18 protein-coding genes are annotated in these 21,532 nt (G+C 44.3%); 9 read left to right on the forward strand and 9 right to left on the reverse strand.

Annotated elements, in window-relative coordinates:
* Positions 1–489: 489 nt before the first annotated feature.
* Positions 490–798: a transcriptional regulator BolA gene (bolA, locus tag OCV44_RS11170; RefSeq protein WP_009848370.1), complete on the reverse strand. Its 309-nt coding sequence runs from the start codon at positions 796–798 to the stop codon at positions 490–492.
* Positions 799–972: 174 nt separating this feature from the next.
* Here bolA and OCV44_RS11175 point away from each other — a divergent pair, with 174 nt between their 5' ends.
* The 4 genes from OCV44_RS11175 (at position 973) to OCV44_RS11190 (ending at position 4,718) form a co-directional block, all read left to right on the forward strand.
* The gene (locus OCV44_RS11175; protein WP_139684094.1) at positions 973–2,124 is read left to right on the forward strand and encodes a methyltransferase; all 1,152 of its coding nucleotides are present in this window, start codon (positions 973–975) and stop codon (positions 2,122–2,124) included.
* Between the two features lie 66 nt (positions 2,125–2,190).
* Positions 2,191–2,760: a YajG family lipoprotein gene (locus OCV44_RS11180; RefSeq protein ID WP_139684095.1), complete on the forward strand. Its 570-nt coding sequence runs from the start codon at positions 2,191–2,193 to the stop codon at positions 2,758–2,760.
* Positions 2,760–3,308 carry a peptidylprolyl isomerase gene (locus OCV44_RS11185; RefSeq protein WP_139684096.1) on the forward strand — a complete coding sequence of 183 codons (549 nt, stop codon included), beginning with the start codon at positions 2,760–2,762 and terminating at the stop codon, positions 3,306–3,308. The genes OCV44_RS11180 and OCV44_RS11185 overlap by 1 nt, the downstream gene beginning before the upstream one ends.
* A 51-nt stretch (positions 3,309–3,359) precedes the next feature.
* Positions 3,360–4,718, forward strand: a complete 1,359-nt coding sequence (locus tag OCV44_RS11190) for an AmpG family muropeptide MFS transporter (protein WP_139684097.1) — start codon at positions 3,360–3,362, stop codon at positions 4,716–4,718.
* 72 nt (positions 4,719–4,790) lie between these two features.
* Here the strand turns inward: OCV44_RS11190 and OCV44_RS11195 are convergent, their stop codons facing one another.
* A complete protein-coding gene (locus OCV44_RS11195) occupies positions 4,791–6,137 on the reverse strand; it encodes a DUF4397 domain-containing protein (protein WP_139684098.1) in 1,347 nt (448 codons plus the stop codon).
* 510 nt (positions 6,138–6,647) lie between these two features.
* Here OCV44_RS11195 and OCV44_RS11200 point away from each other — a divergent pair.
* The 3 genes from OCV44_RS11200 (at position 6,648) to csdA (ending at position 9,838) form a co-directional block, all read left to right on the forward strand.
* Positions 6,648–7,535 carry a nucleoside-specific channel-forming Tsx family protein gene (locus OCV44_RS11200; protein ID WP_139684099.1) on the forward strand — a complete coding sequence of 296 codons (888 nt, stop codon included), beginning with the start codon at positions 6,648–6,650 and terminating at the stop codon, positions 7,533–7,535.
* A gap of 110 nt (positions 7,536–7,645) precedes the next feature.
* Positions 7,646–8,539, forward strand: coding sequence for a 2-dehydropantoate 2-reductase (gene panE, locus OCV44_RS11205; RefSeq protein ID WP_139684100.1), 894 nt, complete (start codon positions 7,646–7,648; stop codon positions 8,537–8,539).
* 87 nt (positions 8,540–8,626) lie between these two features.
* Positions 8,627–9,838 carry a cysteine desulfurase CsdA gene (gene csdA, locus OCV44_RS11210; RefSeq protein ID WP_139684101.1) on the forward strand — a complete coding sequence of 404 codons (1,212 nt, stop codon included), beginning with the start codon at positions 8,627–8,629 and terminating at the stop codon, positions 9,836–9,838.
* Between the two features lie 83 nt (positions 9,839–9,921).
* Here csdA and csdE read toward each other — a convergent pair whose 3' ends face one another.
* From csdE to OCV44_RS11230, 4 genes are all read right to left on the reverse strand, one after another.
* Positions 9,922–10,350, reverse strand: coding sequence for a cysteine desulfurase sulfur acceptor subunit CsdE (gene csdE, locus OCV44_RS11215; protein ID WP_139684102.1), 429 nt, complete (start codon positions 10,348–10,350; stop codon positions 9,922–9,924).
* Between the two features lie 73 nt (positions 10,351–10,423).
* On the reverse strand, positions 10,424–11,233 hold the full coding sequence (tcdA, locus tag OCV44_RS11220) for a tRNA cyclic N6-threonylcarbamoyladenosine(37) synthase TcdA (protein ID WP_081231154.1): 810 nt from the start codon (positions 11,231–11,233) through the stop codon (positions 10,424–10,426).
* Positions 11,234–11,346: 113 nt separating this feature from the next.
* Positions 11,347–12,459: a murein transglycosylase A gene (mltA, locus tag OCV44_RS11225; protein ID WP_139684103.1), complete on the reverse strand. Its 1,113-nt coding sequence runs from the start codon at positions 12,457–12,459 to the stop codon at positions 11,347–11,349.
* A 244-nt stretch (positions 12,460–12,703) separates the two neighbouring features.
* Positions 12,704–13,177, reverse strand: a complete 474-nt coding sequence (locus tag OCV44_RS11230) for a DUF2850 domain-containing protein (protein WP_139684155.1) — start codon at positions 13,175–13,177, stop codon at positions 12,704–12,706.
* A 161-nt stretch (positions 13,178–13,338) separates the two neighbouring features.
* Here OCV44_RS11230 and argA point away from each other — a divergent pair, with 161 nt between their 5' ends.
* Complete coding sequence (argA, locus tag OCV44_RS11235) at positions 13,339–14,676, forward strand: amino-acid N-acetyltransferase (protein WP_139684104.1); 1,338 nt, start codon at positions 13,339–13,341, stop codon at positions 14,674–14,676.
* 278 nt (positions 14,677–14,954) lie between these two features.
* Positions 14,955–15,146 (forward strand): hypothetical protein, encoded by a 192-nt coding sequence (locus OCV44_RS11240; RefSeq protein ID WP_009848356.1) that lies wholly within the window; start codon positions 14,955–14,957, stop codon positions 15,144–15,146.
* 117 nt (positions 15,147–15,263) lie between these two features.
* Here the strand turns inward: OCV44_RS11240 and recD are convergent, their stop codons facing one another.
* From recD to OCV44_RS11255, 3 genes are all read right to left on the reverse strand, one after another.
* The gene (gene recD, locus OCV44_RS11245) at positions 15,264–17,453 is read right to left on the reverse strand and encodes an exodeoxyribonuclease V subunit alpha (RefSeq protein WP_139684105.1); all 2,190 of its coding nucleotides are present in this window, start codon (positions 17,451–17,453) and stop codon (positions 15,264–15,266) included.
* The gene (gene recB / locus OCV44_RS11250) at positions 17,453–21,127 is read right to left on the reverse strand and encodes an exodeoxyribonuclease V subunit beta (RefSeq protein ID WP_139684106.1); all 3,675 of its coding nucleotides are present in this window, start codon (positions 21,125–21,127) and stop codon (positions 17,453–17,455) included. Before recB ends, recD begins: the two co-directional genes overlap by 1 nt.
* 241 nt (positions 21,128–21,368) lie before the next feature.
* On the reverse strand, positions 21,369–21,530 hold the full coding sequence (locus tag OCV44_RS11255; protein WP_170213699.1) for a hypothetical protein: 162 nt from the start codon (positions 21,528–21,530) through the stop codon (positions 21,369–21,371).
* Positions 21,531–21,532: the final 2 nt, after the last annotated feature.

Raw genomic sequence — 21,532 nt, forward strand, 5'->3', positions numbered from 1 at the left:
ATTCTTTTAATTGCGTAAATTCAGGACGTTTTAACATCGCCCTTAGACACGACATTACAGTGTCCGGTTTTGGTAAATTCGAGATACCAAAATCGCAACATTACGTTAATAAACCCATCACAAAGATTATGTGAGATTTATCAGGTGCCGTATTCTAGCATTTTTTGACAACTTGATGCCATGACCAATAACTTGAATACAGCCTTAATTTGGTGAGATTTGAAGCATATGGACTCTCAAATATGTATAAATTTGACGAGCCGCACAGATAAAATGGCTTTTGAATCGCGTTTTAAACAAGAGATTAATACTCTGTCACAAACTAATATTTTACGAGTTATGTTGAAACACTGTTAATAAAAACATTACTCATTGTGGGTATTTAAAGGCGCCTAATTTGACATCAATTTGAGTGATATAAACCCTAAAAACACATTAGCATGGCGATAAAAAAGGCGGCATCGCCACCTCTTCTATCAATTAGATTTATTACTTACCACCGCCCATACACATAGGGCTGTCTGGCACGTTATCGAGTTGCTTCATCCATTCATCTTTTGTATAAGTGTGAATAGATAGTGCGTGAATATTATTCGCTAGCTCTTCTGAAAGTGCTTTATTTACCGCACGATGACGACCAATAAGACGCAAACCTTCAAACGCATCGCTGACAACAATCACTTTAAAATGACTCTCAGAACCAGCCGGAACATTGTGCATATAGCTCTCATTGACCACGTTTAAATGACTTGGTGAAAACTCATTGTGCAATTTTGTTTCGATAACTTCTTGGATCATTATGATTCCTTAATAACGTATTGGCATTATCTGTGGGGGAAGTATAAACCCTAACTGGTCGACTGTCTGAGTATTTCATAACGAACGACTTAGGTTTGGTTGAGTTTTTTCTATCTTGTTCAGGCTGCATTTGAGACAATATCGTTGTTATTTCTTACATAAGTATCTCAAGCTATGAAAACCGAACTTACTCTTCTCGATAGAACTTTGACCTTACATCGTTTCCCCAACCGTTCAAATGAAACCCTTCAAGCTTGGGATGCGGGCGACGAATACATTATTAGTCACGTTGAAGAGATGAACCTTGAACCGGGCAAACACATCCTGATCATGAACGATAGCTTTGGTGCCTTGTCGGCATGGTTCTCGAAAGATCATGATGTCAGCATGATGAGCGACTCGTTTATCTCTCATCGCGGTGCGCTAAAAAATTTACAGCGCAATCAAAGTAACCGTGTGAACTTCCTGAACACAATGGATGATATCCCACACGGGATTGACCTTGTGATCATGCAGCTGCCTAAAACAAACCGCCATCTAGTCTGGCAATTGAGTCAACTGCGCCAAGCGTTGCCAGAAGGCTGCCAAGTCATCGGTGTCAACAAAGTAAAAGATATCCACACATCTACACTTAATATTTTCGAAAAGTACCTAGGTGAAACCAAAACTTCTCTAGCGAAGAAGAAACATCGCTTGGTTTTCTCTTCACCAAATTGTCAGCCGCTTCAAACGGTCGAACCTTTTGTTGAATGGGATGTAGACGGTGAAGATATTCGCCTGAAAAATTTACCGAACGTTTACTCAGGCGAAGCACTCGATCAAGGCGCTCGCTATATGCTAGAGCACATCCCTCAAGATCCTGAACTGCGTCATATCATCGACCTAGGTTGTGGCAACGGTGTATTGAGTGTAAAAGCTGGGCAATTAAACCCACAAGCACGTATCACCTGTGTAGATGAAAGCTTTATGGCCGTAGAATCAGCGCGTCAAAATATTAAGGATAACCTTGGCGAAGAAGGTAATTTTCAGTTCATCGCCAATAACTGTTTAGATGGCTTTAAGAAAAACAGCACTTACTTAGTTATGTGCAACCCTCCGTTCCACCAGCAACAAGCGATTACTGATCACATTGCATGGCAAATGTTCTGTGATGCAAAGCATGTTCTTAGCAACGGAGGCAAATTAATTGTTATTGGTAACCGACACCTCGGATACGATGTCAAACTAGCAAGACTATTTGGTGAAGCAAACGTTGAAACGCTTGAACTAAACCAGAAATTTGAGATATTACAAGCAACAAGAGAACCTGCGAATTTTAATAAATAAGCAGAAACGACGTCACAAGAATTTAAGATACCGAGCTCCTGGTGTGAATTTAGAAAGGATAAAGGAATGAAAAAACTGATTTTGGCTGCTTCTATTTTGGCTTTGACAGCATGTTCAGCCCCTCAGAAAGAACAGATCAACGTAATGCCAGAAGCTTCACTAAGCTCAAGCAACCTTGTACAAGGCAAAACATACACACTAACCAGTAAAGATGTTCGTGCTGCTCAATATGTTGCATTGGTTGATAGTGGACGTTCAAACATTCAGCCGATTCACGCTAAGCAAAACATGCGTATTTCTCTAGAAAACGCTATTGCTCAACAGTTAGAGTCTCAAGGTTTTCGTGCAAGCGTAAACAGTGAAAACTCAATTGTTTTAGAGATTCAAGAAGCGCTCGTTACTGTCAAGCACACCATCATGGAAAACCAAATGGACGGTAAAGTAACACTTGAAGTCACTGCTGAAACGCCTGAAGGTAAGCTAGTTAAGACATTCAATGGTACCGCTGTTCGCACTGGCGCATTGAGCGCATCAAACGACGACATTTCAATGGTGCTTAACGATGTCATTAACTTGGTACTTACTGAAATAGCTAATGACCAAGAGCTAAGAACTTACATGAAGGAACGTTTCTAATGGGACGCATTCTATCTTCTATCGCATTGATGCTGGTGAGCGTGAGTGTTTGGGCTGGACCGAAAGTCAGCGTAGAGACGACATTAGGCGGCTTCACTATCGAGCTAAACCAAGAGCAAGCACCGGTTAGTGTTGATAACTTTCTTAAATATGTTGCAGACGGTAGCTACGAAGGCACTCAGTTTCACCGTGTGATCCCGGGCTTTATGGCTCAGGGTGGTGGCTTCGATCAAGATATGAAGCAATTAGCAACTTATGCTCCTATCAAAAATGAAGGTAGCAATGGCCTGAAGAATGATACTGCAACGATCGCAATGGCTCGCACCAATGCACCAGATTCTGCAACTCGCCAGTTCTTCATTAACTTTGCAGACAACGATTTCTTAAACGCTAAAGGTGGCAATCCGGGTTACGCTGTATTTGGTAAAGTAACCGATGGTTTTGACGTTGTTCAAAAGATGGCAACAATTCCAACCAAGCGAATGGGCCGCATGTCAGACATTCCTGTCGACCCAATCGTCATCACTAAAGTGACCCTTCTTAAGTAATCCAATGTAACGCCCTTATTCTTAAGGGCGTTTTCTATACAAGGACGACCCATGTCATCAGGCACCCCCTCTCTTTCTTGGATGCAAACTTTCCGCAGCTACCTAGATAAACGTCTACTTTGGGTGTTTATGCTCGGTTGTTCGAGTGGCTTCCCATGGGTCCTGATTGGATCCAACATGTCTGGTTGGCTAAAAGATGCCGGTTTAACTCGTGCTGCGATCGGTTATTTCGGTAGTGTGTTCGCCGTCTATGCCATCAACTTTCTATGGGCACCGTTAGTAGACCGGGTCAAACTGCCAGTTTTACACGCGATATTAGGCCAACGACGCAGTTGGATATTCTTGTGCCAAAGTTTGGTATTGATCTGCACCCTGTTCATTGCCGGAGTAAACCCAGCCAATGACTTGATGTTCACCTCTATGCTTGCTCTCGGAATAGCTATCGCTTCTGCTACTCAAGATGTCGCGATTGATGCCTTTCGTATTGATTCATTTCCAAAATCGGAAGCATCAAAGTTGCCACAAGCATCCGCAATGGCCGTAATGGGATGGTGGACGGGCTATTCTCTTCCAGGTTATCTCGCTTTTATCAATGCAGACTCAATCGGTTGGAATGGTGTGTATTACGGCATGGCTGGTGTGGTTGTCGTGTTAATGCTATTTACTCTTTTTGTCGGTGAGCCCAATACACAGCGCGAAGCCCTGCAAGAACAAGCACAGCAACGTCACAATAAAGTTGTGGGTTCAAAAGTCGTCGCGTGGTTCAGCGTTACAGTGCTAGAACCGTTCTATGATTTCTTCAAACGAAACGGGGTTCAAGTTGCCATTACCCTTCTACTGTTTGTTTTCCTATTTAAGATAGGTGAAGCCTTCTTAGGTAGAATGTCTATCACCTTCTATAAAGAGATAGGCTTTAGCAATGAACAGATTGGCCACTACTCCAAGTTAATCGGTTGGGGCGCGACGATATTCTTCACCTTGCTCGGCAGTATCTTCAATGTGAAATTCGGTATTGTACGCGGACTGATGATTGGCGGTGTTGCAATGGCAGCCAGTAACTTAATGTTCGCGTGGATCGCTCAGGCAGGCCCTAGTGAAACTCTGTTCTTGGCAACTATCATTGTCGACAACTTCACAACCGCCTTTTCGACAGTCGCATTTGTCTCTTTCTTAACCTTACTGACTGGTCAAGCTTTCTCGGCGACGCAATATGCCTTATTAGCATCCCTAGGTAATTTCGGTCGAACAACTCTGGCTTCATTCAGTGGCGAGCTCGTCGATTACCTCAATGATTGGTCAACTTTCTTTATACTGACGTCATTAATGGTGATTCCGAGTTTGATCATGCTTTATTCGCTACGCCACTTTTTCACTGATTTATTAGAAAAAGCTAAAAACAACCACGAATAAAAAAGAAAGCAAAACAGAAGAGGGGAGCACTGAGCTACCCTCTTTTATTTTCTGCTCACTGACATGACAGATCTAGTCTGTTGTATCACTCACTAATAAGTTGAAGCCCGTTCCCATCGAATCATCAATCGCTACGACTTGATACACAACACCATCAGCCAAAGTTGCAGGCGCAGAGTCAATCGCAACAATAGACGGATCGCCAGCGACAGTAATCGTCACATAGTAAGTTCCTGCTGCTACATAAATACCATTCGCGTAATCTTTAAATTTCACATTACTCAGCGCTGGTGTGCTTCCCGCTATTCCCACGTTTTCGGTTAAGTAAATATCAACTGAAGCTGCTATTGGATTAGCCGCTGCATGAGTAATGTTCAATACCGCACTAGTCGCGACAGGACGGCGATTTTCAGGGACAATTAGTGGTTCTAAATTGAGTGGACTTACCGTCCCCACAGCATAAATGCTGTAATCCATCCCGGCAAATACAGCCACCCCGTCAGCATCAATCAATGCATTGGTCGTTGTACCGTCAGCAAAGATGTCAATATCGTAAGTCCCAGCTGCTAAATCTAAAAATCCACGGATCTCTTTAAACATTAAATCAGCAAGCGGAGCAAATGCAGAACCGTTGACAAATGGGTCGACATCCGGCGCACCATCAACCAAATGCCCTACTCTCACTTCTGCCGTTTCCGCCATATCGTAAATTAAAGATGAGCCTTTTCCATCCATCACCATCAACTTCACTGGAGATGCACTGTTTGAATCCGCTCTTGGCACCGCCGCTATAGTTAGCTCGCTACCACCAGACAGAGTGATTTCTCCAGAGTCAAAAGCAATAGCACTTCCACTCACAGTTTCTAATCTCACTCGATATTGCCCTGCAGGTATGTTCAGAACATCAGTAAACCCTTTGTAGCCCAACGTTCCAATCGGTGCACCTAAGGGATCATTCGGTGCGGTAACGTATAAATTGACATCACCAACCCCAGTTGCCGCGTGAACAACTTGCACATCCAAACTCGAACTCGTCGCCGTTCCTGCTGCAGGTCGTGTCACAACAAGAGCCTCTACTGGGTTGTTGGAACCGTCAGCATCACCGACCACCATCACTGTGTAATCCAGATCACCACTTAAATTGAATTGGCTTGGTGAAATCACCGTCGCCACACTATCCCCAGGAAGTTGAACATCGACTTGCAGAGTTGTTTGGCCTTGGTTAACCGAGGCGTATCCTGATGCCTGAGCGTAATCAACTCCAGTCCAACGAGCCTGACTATTAACTAACACATTAGCTAGTGGGGCATCTGGCGATGCGTGCACAGCTTGCAGTTGGGTTGTAGGTTGGTCGTCATCATCACATCCAACAATAAATAGGGCTGACATCGCTACCGCGAGTATTGGTGAATATTTCATTGGTCTTCTCTCCAAAAAGTTCGACCAGTTCGTCACAAAAAAGATAAGCTCAGGAGAAAATCTTTAATCGTTGCCTCAAAATTAGTGCAATGAACTGTCTCAATATTATCAGTGATGAAAAAACAAACAGGTTTAAAGTCAAGCTAGTCATCACATGAATTGTTCATCAATTGATTCAAACTTCAGTACGGAGTTGCTTGAGAATGGATCAAAGGCAGGATCGACAAGCTCGCTGAGTGAGGTATTTTTCACGAGAAAACGCTTAGAAAGAAATACTGTTGATTTTGATATGCATGTCACGATTTTCGGTAGAATCGTTTGCTTAGAGCGGTATTTCACCAATTTATACACAAAATAATCGAATTTCACAAAATCAATAGAAGTAGGAATTCATCAAGATGCATAGCAACATTAAAGTTCCATCATTTAGATCGTTAGTGTGATCGCGCTCACCATAATAATCATAGTTTTCACTCTGTCTCACTTTTATTTGAGAACAAAATCGCTATTATGCTCGGCATTCGGACATATAAACACGCACGGATTAGCGGGTTACTTATTTCAAACATAGAGAGTTCTATTATGCGTAAATCACTTTTAACTCTTGGCCTACTTGCGGCAGCTTCTGCTCCAGTAATGGCGGCTGATTATTCTGACGGCGATACTCACAAAAATGATTACAACTGGATGCAGTTTAATATCATGCACACTATCGACGAGAAGCCTCAAGACAAAGATCATACTTATCTTGAAATGGAGTTTGGTGGACGCTCTGGTATCTTCGATCTTTACGGTTACATTGATGTATTCAATCTAACTAACGATAGCGGCAGTGATAAAGCAAAAGACGATCAGCTGTTTGTTAAATTTGCACCTCGTATGTCTATCGATGGCCTGACTGGTAAAGACCTTTCTTTTGGTCCGGTACAAGAACTATACGTAGCAAACTACACAACTATTGATGGTAAAGCTGACGGTGGTTACGCAACTAAAACAGGTATCGGTTCAGACGTAATGGTACCTTGGTTTGGTAAAATGCAATTCAACCTTTACGCTAACTACGATCTAAATGCAAAAGATTGGAACGGTTACCAATTTTCTACAAACTGGTTTAAACCTTTCATGAACTTCGATAACGGTTCATTCATTGCTTACCAAGGTTACATTGACTACGAATTTGGTCGTGATAGTTCATACAACCAGTCAAGCAACGGCGGAGCTATGTTCAATGGTATTTACTGGCACAATAACCAATTTGCTGTAGGTTACGGTCTTAAATTATACCAAGATGTATACGGCCTAAGAGACGGTGCTCTAATGGACCCGAACAAACCACAAATTGGTGAGTTCTCTACATCAGGCGTAGGTCACTACTTCGCAGTAACTTACAAGTTCTAATCGAACTTCTAATAAAGTTTCCAAAATGGCACCCTCGGGTGCCATTTTTTATTGCTTTCATTTAATGCCTCGTTATCCTTGCAGCACCACTTTCTTATCTCGGTATTGCTGTGAACATCACTATTGTTGGGCCAGGGGCTATCGGCTCTTTATGGGCAATAAAACTGCTTCAAGCTGGTCATAATGTCTCTTTGTGGAGTCGAACCACTGATAACTCAATTGACTTATCACTTGATGGACAAGCTTCACTTTCCTTCAGTAACAACAATATCGAAAAGCTATCAGCGAGTGACTTAGTGATCTTCACAGTCAAAGCTTGGCAAGTCGAAGAAGCCACCACTGCGTTACTGCAGCATATCGATCCTGACACCGTTCTCATGTTCATGCACAACGGTATGGGAGCCGTCGATCAGATAGCGGCTCAAATTGACGCTCACCCGGTAATATTGGCGACCACCACCCAGGCTGCATTTAAACCCAATCGCAACAATGTATCCCACACAGGAATCGGCCAAACTCAATTGGGTGCTTTTAACCTCAAGGGTCAACAGTGCACTTTTTTAGTTGATGTGTTGGAACATGCCTTCCCTACCGTGAGTTGGAATCCAGAAATAAAAACAGCACTATGGACTAAGCTCGCCATCAATTGTGCTATCAACCCACTCACTGGGCTGGAGCAAATCAAGAATGGCGAACTTGCAGATAAAAGGTTTGAGGATATTTTGAGTTCTATCATTAAAGAGCTCACGCAGGTTATGCAAGCCGAAGGGATCGCTTGTTCATCCGATGAATTGGAAGCAAGCGTCAAACAGGTTATCCAAGCCACGGCGCAGAACAACTCATCCATGAAGCAAGATATGTTTTTCCAGCGCAAGACAGAGATAGACTTCATTACCGGGCACCTGATAAAGACAGCACTTAAGCATCAAATCAAAGTTCCCGCTAACCAAAAGCTGTTTACTCAGGTTAAAGAGCGAGAAAATAGCTGGGATCATCAAGATTAGTCAGCAACGGTTGACAAGTCGCGATAAAATAACAATACCGCTCAGCATAACGCTAGCACCAATTTCCAAGATTTTAGGTAAGAATAGATGCTTGATATCAATCACATCCGAGAGCAGTTCCCTGCGCTATCACAAACCATCAATCAACAGTCGTTGATTTATTTAGACAGCGCGGCAACGACACAAAAGCCTCAGGTAGTTATTGATGCTATTAGCCAATATTACTCCAAACAAAATGCCAATGTTCACCGAGGCAGCCACAGCTTAACCGCGAACGCGACCAGTCAGTTTGAAGCGGCAAGAGACAAAGTCGCTCAATTTATTGGCGCGGCTTCTTCAAAAGAGATCATTTGGACTCGTGGTGCAACCGAAGCTCTCAACCTGATAGCTCAAACGTACGCAAGAAGCACGCTTCAAGCTGGTGATGAGATCTTGGTTAGCGAAATGGAGCATCACGCCAACATCGTGCCTTGGCAAATTGTGGCTGAACAAACCGGAGCGAAAGTCGTAAAAGTACCGATGACGTCAGATTGTGAATTTGACCTTGCTGCCTTTGACGCTCTATTAAATGATCGAACCAAGATTGTTGCTCTGGCTCAGATAACTAATGTGACGGGTTCTCGTCAGCCCATTGAAGAAGTGATCGAGAAAGCGCACAAGATGAATGCGATTGTTGTGGTCGATGGCGCACAAGGTATTGTTCATGAACCAGTAGATGTTACTGCTTTAGATGCGGATTTCTACGTTTTCTCAGGCCATAAACTCTACGCCCCTGCCGGCATAGGTGTGCTTTACGGCAAACTTGAATTGCTCGAAGCGATGCCCCCTTGGCATGGCGGTGGCAAAATGGTTGAGCGCGTGTCTTTCTCTGGTACCACATTTTCTGAACTGCCAGGGAAATTTGAAGCGGGCACGCCAAATGTGGCGGGAGCGATAGCATTAAGTACCGCAATAGAATGGTTAAGTGGTTTTGCTCAGCAAGATGTCGAAAATCATATCCACCAACTACAGCACGAGACTTATCTTGCACTCAGCAAGCTGGATGATATTCAGGTATTGGGTTATCAACCCAACGCAAGTGTGATTACTTTTGTGATGGATGGCGTTCACCACCAAGATATTGCAACCCTGTTGGATCAACAAGGTATCGCAGTACGTGCTGGACACCACTGTGCTCACCCATTAATGGATGCACTCAATGTCAAAGGGACAGTACGGATCTCATTTGGTATTTATAACAATCTGGATGATGTTGAAAAGCTGATTGCGGCGATAAAAAAAGCCGTTGATATGCTATAGATAGTAAAGAATAACGAGTAGCGAAATTATTTAGGGTTGACCTGTAGCGTCAACCCTTTTCGTTTCTATGTATCTAAGAGATATTAAGCACTTAGCTCTTGGATTTGAGCAACAATCGCTTTTAATCCATTACCGCGAGATGGGCTTAGATGGGTAATTAAACCGATTTTTTCAAAGTATCCATCGATATCAAATGCTTGAACCTGCTCTGATGTTTTACCGTCGTACGCAGCCATCACTAATGCAATCAGACCGCGCACGATACGCGCATCAGAATCAGCACAAAAGTGCCAAACACCGTCGATATTTTGAGAAACTAACCACACTTGGCTTTCACAGCCAGAGACAATCACCTGCTCACTTTTCAGTTCACCAGGCATAATTGGCAGTTTCTTACCCCATTGAATCACTTGGCGATAACGATCTTCCCAACCGTTAAATGTCTGCATTTTCGCGACAATATCATCACTGGTAATTTCAGTACCAAATGGAGAGCTTGGGAATGACATCATTTTAATATCCAATAGATTATGACTAAATGTACAGGTGACAAAGGTTTAGTGTTGTAAAGCAGATAATAGAGAACTACTTAGCGTGCTTTTGAATCAACTTTTCGACAATACGCGAAACAGCCACAAAACCAAATGTAGCCGTTACAACCGTTGCCGCACCAAAACCCGTCGCGCAATCCATACGTTTTGGACCTTCTGCGGTCGCTTTCGCAGCACATACACTGCCGTCGGCTTGAGGGTATTTAAGTTGCTCAGTCGAGAACACACAATCGATACCAAACTTACGCGCAGGGTTCTTAGGGAAATTATGATGACGACGCAGCGTATCTTTTAGTTTCTTTGCGAGTGGATCTTGAATCGTCTTAGTCAGATCAGCCACTTTGATTTGAGTCGGGTCAACTTGCCCACCCGCGCCACCCGTAGTGATCACTTTGATTTTGTTGCTACGACAATACGCCAACAGTGAAGCCTTAGCTTTCATGCTATCAATCGCATCGAGCACAAAGTCGAACTCTTTCGATAGGTATTCAGCCTGATTATCTGGCCCGATAAAGTCATCAATCAGGTTAACTTTGCACTCTGGGTTAATCAGCTTAACGCGCTCTGCCATCACTTCGATTTTACTCTTACCAACCGTGCCCGACATTGCATGGATCTGACGGTTGATGTTCGTCACGCACACATCATCCATATCGATCAATGTCAGCTCACCTAAACCAGTACGAGCAAGCGCTTCAACCGCCCATGAACCGACACCGCCAATACCGATCACACACACGTGTGCTGCTCTAAGTATATCTACTTCACTATTGCCATACAGGCGACGAGTGCCACCAAATCGTTGGTCATAGTTTTCTGAAGCTGGAGTGGTCAATTCACGCATTGTTGCCGCCAATTTATTTCTGAGAAAAAGAAAAGAGTGCGTTTTATACGCACTCTTGAATTAAAAGTCTAGGGGATTAGCGATTCGCTTTCAATGCCCTATTTTATTGCCGCTTACTCGACCTTTTCAGGTGGTAAAGCCCAAGGCGCTTCAGTTGCACTGCCATCTAAGCCAAGTTTCCACACCCGACCAAAATGCTTGTAATGGCCTGCTTCAGTACCTGCTCGTGGGCCCATACCATGATAGAGATCCAAATGGTTTTGCTTAACCGCACCACCCGTATCCAAAACCAGTAACAGTCTTAGTTGGTGCGCGCCGCTCCACGTGCCATCGGCATTCAACAATGGAACCTCAGCCAAAATAGGTGTACCCATAGGTAAGATCGAACGATCACCCGCAACTGCTGCCATCGGTAATAGAGGAATGCCTGCACTGCCCATTACGGATAGATCATCTCTCGCGCTAAAGAAGACAAAAGATGGGTTTTGCTCAAGCAGCTCTTTTACCACTTCAGGATCGTTTGCCAATACCCACTCTTTGATTGCTTTCAATGACATTTTTTCGCGTGGCACTAAACCTCGCTCGATCAAAACACGGCCGATACTCACGTAAGCTTTGTTGTTCTTACCCGCGTATGCAAAATATTGCAGCGTGTCATCATCTCCGAAATGCACAAAGCCGCTGCCCTGTACTTCCATCATAAATGGGTCGATACGGTTTGCCGAGTAACCTAACTCAAGACCTTGGCCTTCTAATGCACCGTTGTAGATCTCTTCGCGTGTAGGACACTCTTTATCACACTCTGGAAGCCCATAAACAGGGAATCGATATTCTTCGTTTGCTTCATGTCGCAATTCCATTACAGGAGAAAAGTACCCCGTAAACAAAACATTGCCTTGCTTATCGCCACCGCCTAATTGAGCTGTTTGAACGCCAAAATTAGCGAGTTCACTCGGCTCTCCACTCAGCACCGCCCATTCATTGAGTTGCTGATAAAGCGGCTCATAGATTTTAGCCATCGAAGGGGATTTAGAAACCACCATCTCAGCTTGCTCTGCAAATGCGGTGTAGTCTCTTGGTTTATTAGATTCAACCAAATCGACCTTATTTAAGGTTCGGGGAAATTCACCATCAAGGTGTTGTTGGGCAAGATCAGTGGGTTGAGCACAGCCAAATAAGAAAGAGGCAGCAACAAGGGGAAGCCATTTTTTAATCACAAGAGTCATCCTAAATATTCTATGCATCGAGGATGACAAAAACGATCAGATAACACAATCTTAGATTGTAAATGTTTACAATAATACCAATCACAGTAAATAAGTGATTAAAAATAGCGTAGGAAAAAATCTTGAGAACAAGGCAGATCTTTTTGATAAGTAGTTATTCTACAATCAAAAATTCTAACGAAGTTATCGAGTTTTTTAACAAGCTAGGGTGACCAATTATTTACTACGATTGGTATAAGATAACCTATCGAACTGAGTTATCGATATGACCTTTAAGACGAAAGACTGGATTATAGTGATTATCCGATACAAGCATCATTTCTGTCTTATCAGAATTCGTTATGCGGAAGTGATACGTTTTATTGCCGGCCTTATATTCGAAGTACTTACCATCGAAATCAAAATGAGTCGACACAACAGAGCCTCGCACTGACACACCATTTTCACTCAGCACAAACTCGTCCGCAGCATAACGAGCGACATCTTGCTCTACCCAAGTTCCATATATTTGACTATTAGGCGTTATCGCATCTTGCACTCTATAAAACACATCGGCAAACAAGGAAGCGACGGCAAACGAACCCACCAAAGCTAAAACCATTAAACTGCGTTCAATGACCTTCCGTCTCAATTTAGGTTTGTTGCGCTGCTCTGCTCCACTGTAGAGACCTCTAGCGATCTCATCAATCTTACTCTTTCTTGCTGGATTTTTTTGCATTCGTTTACGACTCATAAGGATGCTGTACGCATTGTACACTGAGACAGTTTATAAAACGAAGCCTAGATGAGAATAGTTTGCGCTTCATTCCAAAAAGTTGTTGTTCAGATTTGAATTTAAATGCTAAATTATCGAATAAATAAACAAGGAAGGCTTATTCTGTGAAATTAAGAAGTACGGCGCTAGTCAAAGGCTTTAGGCAATCGACCCCTTATGTAAATGCTCACCGTGGGAAAACCATGGTCATTATGCTGGGAGGTGAAGCCGTTGCCGATAGAAACTTTGGTAATATTATTAATGATATAGCCCTACTTCATAGCCTTGGGGTTAAGATTGTTCTCGTTCATGGGGCTAGACCACAGATCAATCAACTGTTAGAAAAACAAGATTGTCATACGCCTTACCATAAAAATATTAGAGTCACAGATGAATATTCTTTAGGTGTCGCGATGCAGGCGGCTGGGCAACTACAACTTGCGATCACCGCTCGCCTTTCAATGAGTTTAAATAACACCCCGATGGCAGGAACTCAACTCAATGTGATGAGTGGTAACTTCATTACCGCTCAACCCTTAGGCGTCGATGATGGCACGGATTACTGCCACAGCGGACGCATTCGTCGAATAGACATCGAAGGGATCAATCGCACCCTTGACCAAGGTTCCATCGTCCTTCTTGGGCCTATTGCCAGTTCAGTCACCGGCGAAAGCTTCAACCTGCTTTCGGAAGAGGTTGCGACACAAGTTGCTATCCGTTTAAAAGCCGACAAACTGATTGGCTTTTGTTCGGAGCAAGGGGTAACCGACGAAAATGGTAATGTACTCGCCGAACTCTTCCCTAAAGACGCTAAGCAAATTCTTGAACGCTTAACGGAGTCTCAGGACCCCGCCGAAGACATGAGTACCGGAACACTGCGCTTCTTAAAAGGAGCGATCTCAGCTTGCCGAGCAGGCGTGCCTCGTTGTCACTTAATCAGCTACAAAGTCGATGGCGCATTGATCCAAGAACTGTTCTCTTTTGATGGTATTGGAACCCAAGTAGTGATGGCGAGTGCGGAACAAGTAAGACAAGCTCAAATTGACGATATTGGTGGCATCTTTGACCTCATTCGACCTCTAGAAGAACAAGGCATCTTAGTGCGTCGCTCAAGAGAACAATTGGAGCAAGAAGTCCATCGCTTTACCATTATCGAAAAAGACGGGCTAATTATAGGCTGTGCAGCACTATACGCTTACCCCGAAGATCACATGGCAGAAATGGCCTGTGTCGCTATTCACCCTGATTACCGGGATGGAAACCGTGGCCAGTTACTGCTTGATTACATGCGCCACCAATCCAAATCTCGTGATATCGACCAGATCTTTGTTCTTACCACACACAGCCTTCATTGGTTCCGTGAACAGGGTTTTTACGAAATAACGGTTGATGAATTACCAATGGAAAAGCAAGGTCTGTACAACTATCAAAGGAACTCCAAGATCTTAGCGTTAAATGTGTAAATGAAATTTGGAGCAAAACCTCACTTTAATAACAACTCTATTGCAAATTGAATCGTTTGCTATGTGATATTTATTAAATATGCACTTTCATTCACAGCCGTAATTGTATAGAATTTGCACGCTTTATGAATATTGACAAGCGTTTTTATTGGAATGCCGCCGAATGTTTAAGCTATGACATTCAGGTGGTCACTGCACGGATTGCTATACCCGTTAACGATCAGCATGCTAGTAGTCAGTCTGCTCGTTAATATAAACAGCAAAAGAGCAACATTGATATGAGAACCATTGTTTGTAACTCGCTGCAAAGTTTTTGGGATATGGCTGATAACCAATTCTTAGAAGGGCTAGACGTACACTGCGTGTTCCCTGTGAGCGAAAATCTAAAAGAGTTTATTTTGAATTGCCAACCAAAATACAAGATAAACCATATATCGTTTACTCGAGCGTTTTTAGGAACAGATTCTTAATAACGCTCAAAGCGACCAGGGATGGTTGCTTTATGTACTATCTGTTAGCCATTTAGCCGCGTTGCCCCTCGCGATACCCTTCCCTAGAACCCACTAACAGTTGAAGTGAACAACTCATTAGCCGGTTAAACGACTGCCTAAACCACTCACTCGTTCTGTTTTCACCTTAATTCCACGCTTCAACACGTTTGTATCACTGAACATCATCAGTCGTTTCTTAGCACGCGTGATACCCGTATAGATAAGCTCTCGCGTTAAAATAGGGCTGAAGTCTGGCGGTAAGATCATCAAAGTCAGATCAAATTCACTGCCTTGAGATTTGTGTATCGTCATCGCATAAGCGGTTTCATGATCGGGAACTCGGCTTGGTAGCACCGCTTTCACACTGCCATCTGGCAGTTCAAAATACACCTTCAAGCGATGAGTTGAGTCAGGCTGGCTTGAATCCGCCTCTAGCATACAGATACCGATATCACCATTGTATAAACCCAAACCATGATCATTACGCGTTACCATGACTGGTCGCCCGTGATACCACAATTCATCGTTGTGCGGATTCACCAAGCATCTTGCGGCAAGTGCCCTTTCGATTCTGTGGTTGAGGCCTTTAACACCAAAATCCCCTTCACGAATAGAACATAACAGTCGACATTGACTGAACAAATCGAGCACCGATTTAGCTCGCGCTTCTTGGGTTTCTAATTCTTCTAGCGGCACATTCATTCGGTTGAGATACCCGCCATACTCATTGACTAAAGTGCGCAGCATCAAATTATAGCTATCACTCGACAGAGGATGGTTTTCAATGTCTCCAAACCCTTTAGCAAACACTTGGTCAACTTGACTGGCAGACCCGTTATTGATCGCTTTTGCCAACTGTCCGATACCTGAACGCGCATCGAAACGGTAACTCTTCTGCAGCATACACAAGCTATCCGCAATCGCAGCAGGAGGGTTAAGCGCTCCAGCTTTGACCTGCCCTGGTTTAGCGATCGCGTCAAAGCCGGTCATTTCTGCAATCAAATTGCCTTGCGCTGTGCTGTAGCCTGTTGAATTAAACGAGCAGATATCACCCAACACCGCTCCTGCCTCTACTGAAGCAAGTTGGTCTTTATCACCCAATAAAATGAGCCTTGCGTGCTCAGGAAGCGCATCCACCAGCTTATACATCATCGACAGATCGACCATCGATGCTTCATCCACCACCAAAATATCAAGGTGAAGTGGATTGCGTCGGTTATGTCTAAATTCAGCTCGATTAGGAATCGCACCCAGTAAGCGGTGTAAGGTACTGGATTCAGTCGGTATATTCGCCTTAACTTCTGGCGCTAGAGGCAATTGTTCAATCGCTTTACCAATCGACTCGGTTAAACGCGCCGCCGCTTTACCTGTCGGTGCGACTAATTTAATCGTTGGTGTTTTACCTTGACTGAGTGATTGCTCGACCATAGCCGACAGCAATTTGGTTACCGTGGTCGTTTTACCGGTACCCGGCCCACCAGAGATCACCGCGAAGCGACGACTTAACGCCACCGCTGCTGCGACCTTTTGCCAGTTCAAGCAAACAGATAAAGGCACCAAGCTGTCTAGAGCATCTAAATCGGTCACTTGTTTGGCTTGAACAATCGCTTGGTCTATCGCGCCCCAATCCAGAACATGTTCATCGACAATATCTAGATGGTCACACACCAGTTGTTGGCGTAATACCTGAGACGTTTGTTGGTTTGCTTCAGCCTTGGCTAAAGCGTTAAACAGAAAGTGATAACTGCGTGCGAATAACTGATTCAATGTTTCGGTTAGCGATTTTTTTTGCTCAGAGTTGAACTCAACTGGCTTACTTAAACGGTTTAACGTTTCAGCCAACACAACTTCATAGTTCCAATAACGCTGTAAGTAGACACGCCGTCCATCAAACATTAGCGGCTTAACACAGTCATTGGTTGTGCCAACGAGGTTAGATGATTGCAAAACAGTCACCCAGTCAATCCCCAACAATTTTTGATTCAGTTGCAATGCCGTCTCACCATACAAACCAATTAGCTGAGCAAGATCTGTCTCTTGAACAAGCTGAGTACAGATATGCCCCTTGCCTAATTCATGGCTCACCACCCCAGCTAGAAAGCCGATCTCTTGAGAGTGACTCGTCGCTTGCTGAGCAATAAAACGAGCAAACTGATAATCCAATTGGCGAATTGAGCCCTTGGCTGCAAGGAACTTGAGTACATCCATGAGCTGTTCAGGGATAAGTGAAACTGGCTTAACAGAGTTCGCTGTTTCCATACTGGTATTAGTGGTCGTTGTTGTCATTATAGAAGCCCCATCTGTCCAGTTTCATTATCATTCAATTGTGCTGAACGTCTGTCTATCACTTTACCGTCAATCAATTGATCCATTTCATCGAGCAAAGCCAATGTAGGTTTAGCCGAGAAAACACCTTGTTGAGATTGGCCGTCCATTCCTCTTAAGAACAAGTAATAAACCCCACCGAAATGTTGTTCATAACTGTAATCCGCAACGCGGCTGCGTAAGAAACGGTGCAACGCCAAAGCATAGATTTGATATTGCAGGTCATAACGGTGGTCTGCCATCGCCGATTTCAATGCTTCACCATGGTAGACGGCAACGTCATCACCTAGATGGTTCGATTTCCAGTCGAGCACATAGTATTTACCTTGATGCTCAAACACCAAATCGATGAAGCCTTTCAGCATGCCTTGCACGGTTTGAAAGCCAAGGTCACCGGCTTTTGCTGATAGCGGATCGTGATATTGAATGGTTTGATTCAATTCAGATGCCGCTAACACTTCGATCGGCAACAAGAATTCCATCTCAATCAGTCGTTGAGTTGAGTCTTTCTCGCTCAGCTTTAAGTTCTTTCCATCTAAAGCCGTGTTTAGCACCGTATCAACAAGCTGTTGAAGCACAGGTAACCATTCGAGTTCGTATTGCTCTGACTCTAACAAGTGAGTGATTACTTGCGTGTTATGGTCACTGGTTGCTGGCTCGGTAAATTCAACATCCTCAAACAAGGTATGTAAGAAGGTACCTGGGCGAGCACCGCGAGGGAACGTGAATATAGAGCGTTCCGGTTCAATCAGTTCCGACTCATCTTGCTCATCAGCACAATCAATATCGAAGCCAGACACCTCAATCGTAGCGTCATGGCTTGCTCCGTGACTACCTTGTTTTACAAGCCCCGAGTAACTGGTGATTCGCCAAGCTCGGTCAATTGAAGCCTTCAGTTCGCTAGCCTGTAAGTCGTCACTCACTTGTTCTGCCTGAACAAACACTTGCTCATGAGCGGTTGGTGTTTCAGACAGTAGTACGCTTGAATTCTTACCCTCAATCGCTGCCAAAGCTTGATTCAACTCAGCAATACCTTGCTCCTGTCCATTTTGAACCAAGTAGCCCATCGCACTCAAATGCACACCCGTCGGCTCTTTAGTTGAGCGGCCTTTACGTAACGGTGCCATACCAACGAAACAACCGTATACAGCACGAGTAAGCGCCACGTAAATCAAACGTAAGTCTTCTGCTAATCGCTCTTTATCGGCTTGTGCCAAAGCACTATCACTACCGGTAATATCAAGCACTGTGGTATCTGACTCGTGATCGTAGAACTTGCCTTCACTCGCTTCACGGTAACTTGCAACGAACGGCAAAAATACTAAGTCATATTCCAAGCCTTTCGATTTATGAATAGTAACGATTTGAACCAAGTTTCTTTCTGATTCAAGGCGTTGGATGTCATCATCGCTTCCGCCTAAACCAATTTGTGCATCTGATATCGCTTCTGCTAGCCAACGTAACAAGCCATAGTCGCTGTCGAGTTCTTGCCTTGCTTGTTGCAGCAGGTCACCAATATGCATCAAATCAGTGAGTGAGCGATCACCATTTTCTTCTTCCAGTAAACGTTCCGCGAGATGTCGTTTACTGATCACGCTGCGAAGCATTGGTAGCACGCCGCGCTGTAGCCACAACTTACGATATTCTCGAAATTCGTTAACAACGTTTTCCCACACCACTTCATCGTTGTTGAGTTCATCCAATGATGCGGCATCCAAAGCAAACAATTCCGACGCTAAACTAGCACGCAATGCACGGTCGTTTTCAGGCGTCAACACCGCTTGCAATAGGCGTTGAATATCTTGTGCGACCAAGCTGGTGAATACGCTATCTCGGTTCGATAAGTAGACACTAGCGATGCCTTGTTCCGACAACGCGTTCTTAATCAGGCGACCTTCACTACCGGTTCGAACCAAAACAGCAATATCACCTGCATTCACGGCATGTTGTTTTTTGCCGTTATCAAAATAGGCTTGCTGATTTTGAGAAGCGGTCAGAATGGTTTGAATTTGACTCGCCGTCGCCTCAGCCATTGCCTTGTGATATTCGCCCTTTGGTAACGGCTTATCTTCAGCCTCTTGCAACCAAAAGGTGAGTGCGTGCTGAGTTTCTCCGTTCATCACCCATTGGCGTTTGTCGGCCGATGGGCTAGCTGCGACGGGTAAAAATGGAATGTCTTGGTCATAGATAAACGGGCTATCCGAATTCATAAACACTTGATTTACCGCGCTGACCATGTCAGCACTCGAACGCCAGTTAGTGCCTAGCGTGTAGTGAGCACTAACTTGGTTTCTCGCCTTGATATAGGTAAAGATATCCGCGCCACGGAAGCCATAGATAGCCTGCTTAGGGTCACCGATCATAAACAAGCCACACTGCGGATTATCTAGGTAGATTCGACTAAAAATACTGTATTGCAGCGGATCGGTATCTTGGAATTCATCAATCATAGCCACTGGGTATAAGGTGCGAATTCTCTCCACCAGCAAGGATTGCTCATCCACATCAATCGACGCGGATAACTGGGTCAGCAAGTCATCAAACGATAACCATTGCTTCTGCTGTTTAGCCTTGGCTAGCATAGTTCGACAGTGGGTAATCGCATGTGCCAACAATGGGGCTTTTAGATCTGCTGGGGAGTTTAAGAAGTCCTCAATAGCCTCAAACACCGCGTGTTGAGGAGCAGTACCTTTTGGTGTTTTTTCAATTAACGTGGCTTGTGAGAACTTCTCTAATTTATCTGGGAACTGGTAATCATGGGTGTCGCTCTGAGCCCATGCTGTTACCGCTTCTAACCAAGTCGGCAAAGACTTCTTGGTGTAGCTGCGCTTGTTCACATCCGATCCAGAAATCAAAGCCAAAAAGTCCGCTTCAGATTCACACCACAGCGCTTTAAGTTGCTTCACTTTGTCTAGGTTTTGATTGTGCAGAGTTTGTAAATCACCCGACATCGCATCTACCGTCAACTTCAGCGGAGAGCCCGTCAGGTAACGGTTTACGTCAGCCAATAGCGAAGCGGGAGAACCCCAGATATTGCGAACCTCACCTGCTAATTGAATTGGCAATGGGTAGAACTGTTTACGCCAATAATCGGCAACCACTTGCGCTTTAAGGTGGCTTTCATCGGTCACAAATTCATTATCAAAGCGGCTTCCAGACTCGAAGGCATTCTGAGTCAACATTCTCTGACAGAAACCGTGAATGGTGTATACCGCCGCTTCATCCATTTGCCTTTCAGCATTGAGCAGAGTTTTCGCCGCACCAGCATGATCATCGATGGCTTGTAACAAAGGAGCAATCACAGGGTCGTCACTTTGCCCGCGAGCAAACGCGATACGTGCATCATGGATTCGCGCACGGATACGATCTCGCAGCTCGGCCGTTGCCGCTTCAGTAAAGGTCACTACCAATATTTGATCTACGGTTAGTGGTTCATGGTGTCGAGTGGCTTCCGTAAGCTCGCCTTGCGGTGCAGCCGTGCCGTGCCCAAGCAGTAGGCGCAAGTACAAGCCAGCAATGGTGAATGTTTTACCCGTACCCGCTGATGCTTCAATTAAACGCGCGCCATGAAGTGGAAACGTCATGGTATCAAGTGTTTGTGGAACGATTACCTGAGCACTGCTTGTGGTCGTCATGCCTTACTGCCTTCTGATAAATTAGTCTGTTACAAATGTGACCTAGCGTAGAAAACGTCATTCAATTTACGTCCTACGCCAATTTGTTAATAGTTAGTGCGATCTCTCTCACGGATCAATTCAGATCGCCTCGATACTATGCGCCCACGAGTTCAGGAGCGCGATTCGAGTTTTATACTCATTGCCTACTTTGAACCACAGAATAATGGTCCCTCTGACCTGTGGCCGTACAGCGAACGCCCTACACTAATAATGATTTACTGGCGGCCACTTTATTTCCTGTACCTTGCTTCTCTTCACCTAGATTCCCTTCACCTTGAAAGCAAGCGTCCCAAATGTTTACCAGCCACTCTCTTTCGTCTTCTATTAATTTAGCGCATCCGCTATTGATCTTACCGATCACAA

Origin of the sequence: Vibrio tasmaniensis, assembly GCF_024347635.1 — a bacterium.
Lineage (GTDB): Bacteria > Pseudomonadota > Gammaproteobacteria > Enterobacterales > Vibrionaceae > Vibrio > Vibrio tasmaniensis.

Coding starts and splice junctions, on each gene's coding strand:
- bolA (WP_009848370.1), bottom strand. CDS start 798: ATGATCCAAGAAGTTATCGAAACAAAATTGCACAATGAGTTTTCACCA.
- OCV44_RS11175 (WP_139684094.1), top strand. CDS start 973: ATGAAAACCGAACTTACTCTTCTCGATAGAACTTTGACCTTACATCGT.
- OCV44_RS11180 (WP_139684095.1), top strand. CDS start 2,191: ATGAAAAAACTGATTTTGGCTGCTTCTATTTTGGCTTTGACAGCATGT.
- OCV44_RS11185 (WP_139684096.1), top strand. CDS start 2,760: ATGGGACGCATTCTATCTTCTATCGCATTGATGCTGGTGAGCGTGAGT.
- OCV44_RS11190 (WP_139684097.1), top strand. CDS start 3,360: ATGTCATCAGGCACCCCCTCTCTTTCTTGGATGCAAACTTTCCGCAGC.
- OCV44_RS11195 (WP_139684098.1), bottom strand. CDS start 6,137: ATGAAATATTCACCAATACTCGCGGTAGCGATGTCAGCCCTATTTATT.
- OCV44_RS11200 (WP_139684099.1), top strand. CDS start 6,648: ATGCTCGGCATTCGGACATATAAACACGCACGGATTAGCGGGTTACTT.
- csdA (WP_139684101.1), top strand. CDS start 8,627: ATGCTTGATATCAATCACATCCGAGAGCAGTTCCCTGCGCTATCACAA.
- csdE (WP_139684102.1), bottom strand. CDS start 10,350: ATGATGTCATTCCCAAGCTCTCCATTTGGTACTGAAATTACCAGTGAT.
- tcdA (WP_081231154.1), bottom strand. CDS start 11,233: ATGCGTGAATTGACCACTCCAGCTTCAGAAAACTATGACCAACGATTT.
- mltA (WP_139684103.1), bottom strand. CDS start 12,459: ATGACTCTTGTGATTAAAAAATGGCTTCCCCTTGTTGCTGCCTCTTTC.
- OCV44_RS11230 (WP_139684155.1), bottom strand. CDS start 13,177: ATGCAAAAAAATCCAGCAAGAAAGAGTAAGATTGATGAGATCGCTAGA.
- OCV44_RS11240 (WP_009848356.1), top strand. CDS start 14,955: ATGAGAACCATTGTTTGTAACTCGCTGCAAAGTTTTTGGGATATGGCT.
- recD (WP_139684105.1), bottom strand. CDS start 17,453: ATGACAACAACGACCACTAATACCAGTATGGAAACAGCGAACTCTGTT.
- recB (WP_139684106.1), bottom strand. CDS start 21,127: ATGACGACCACAAGCAGTGCTCAGGTAATCGTTCCACAAACACTTGAT.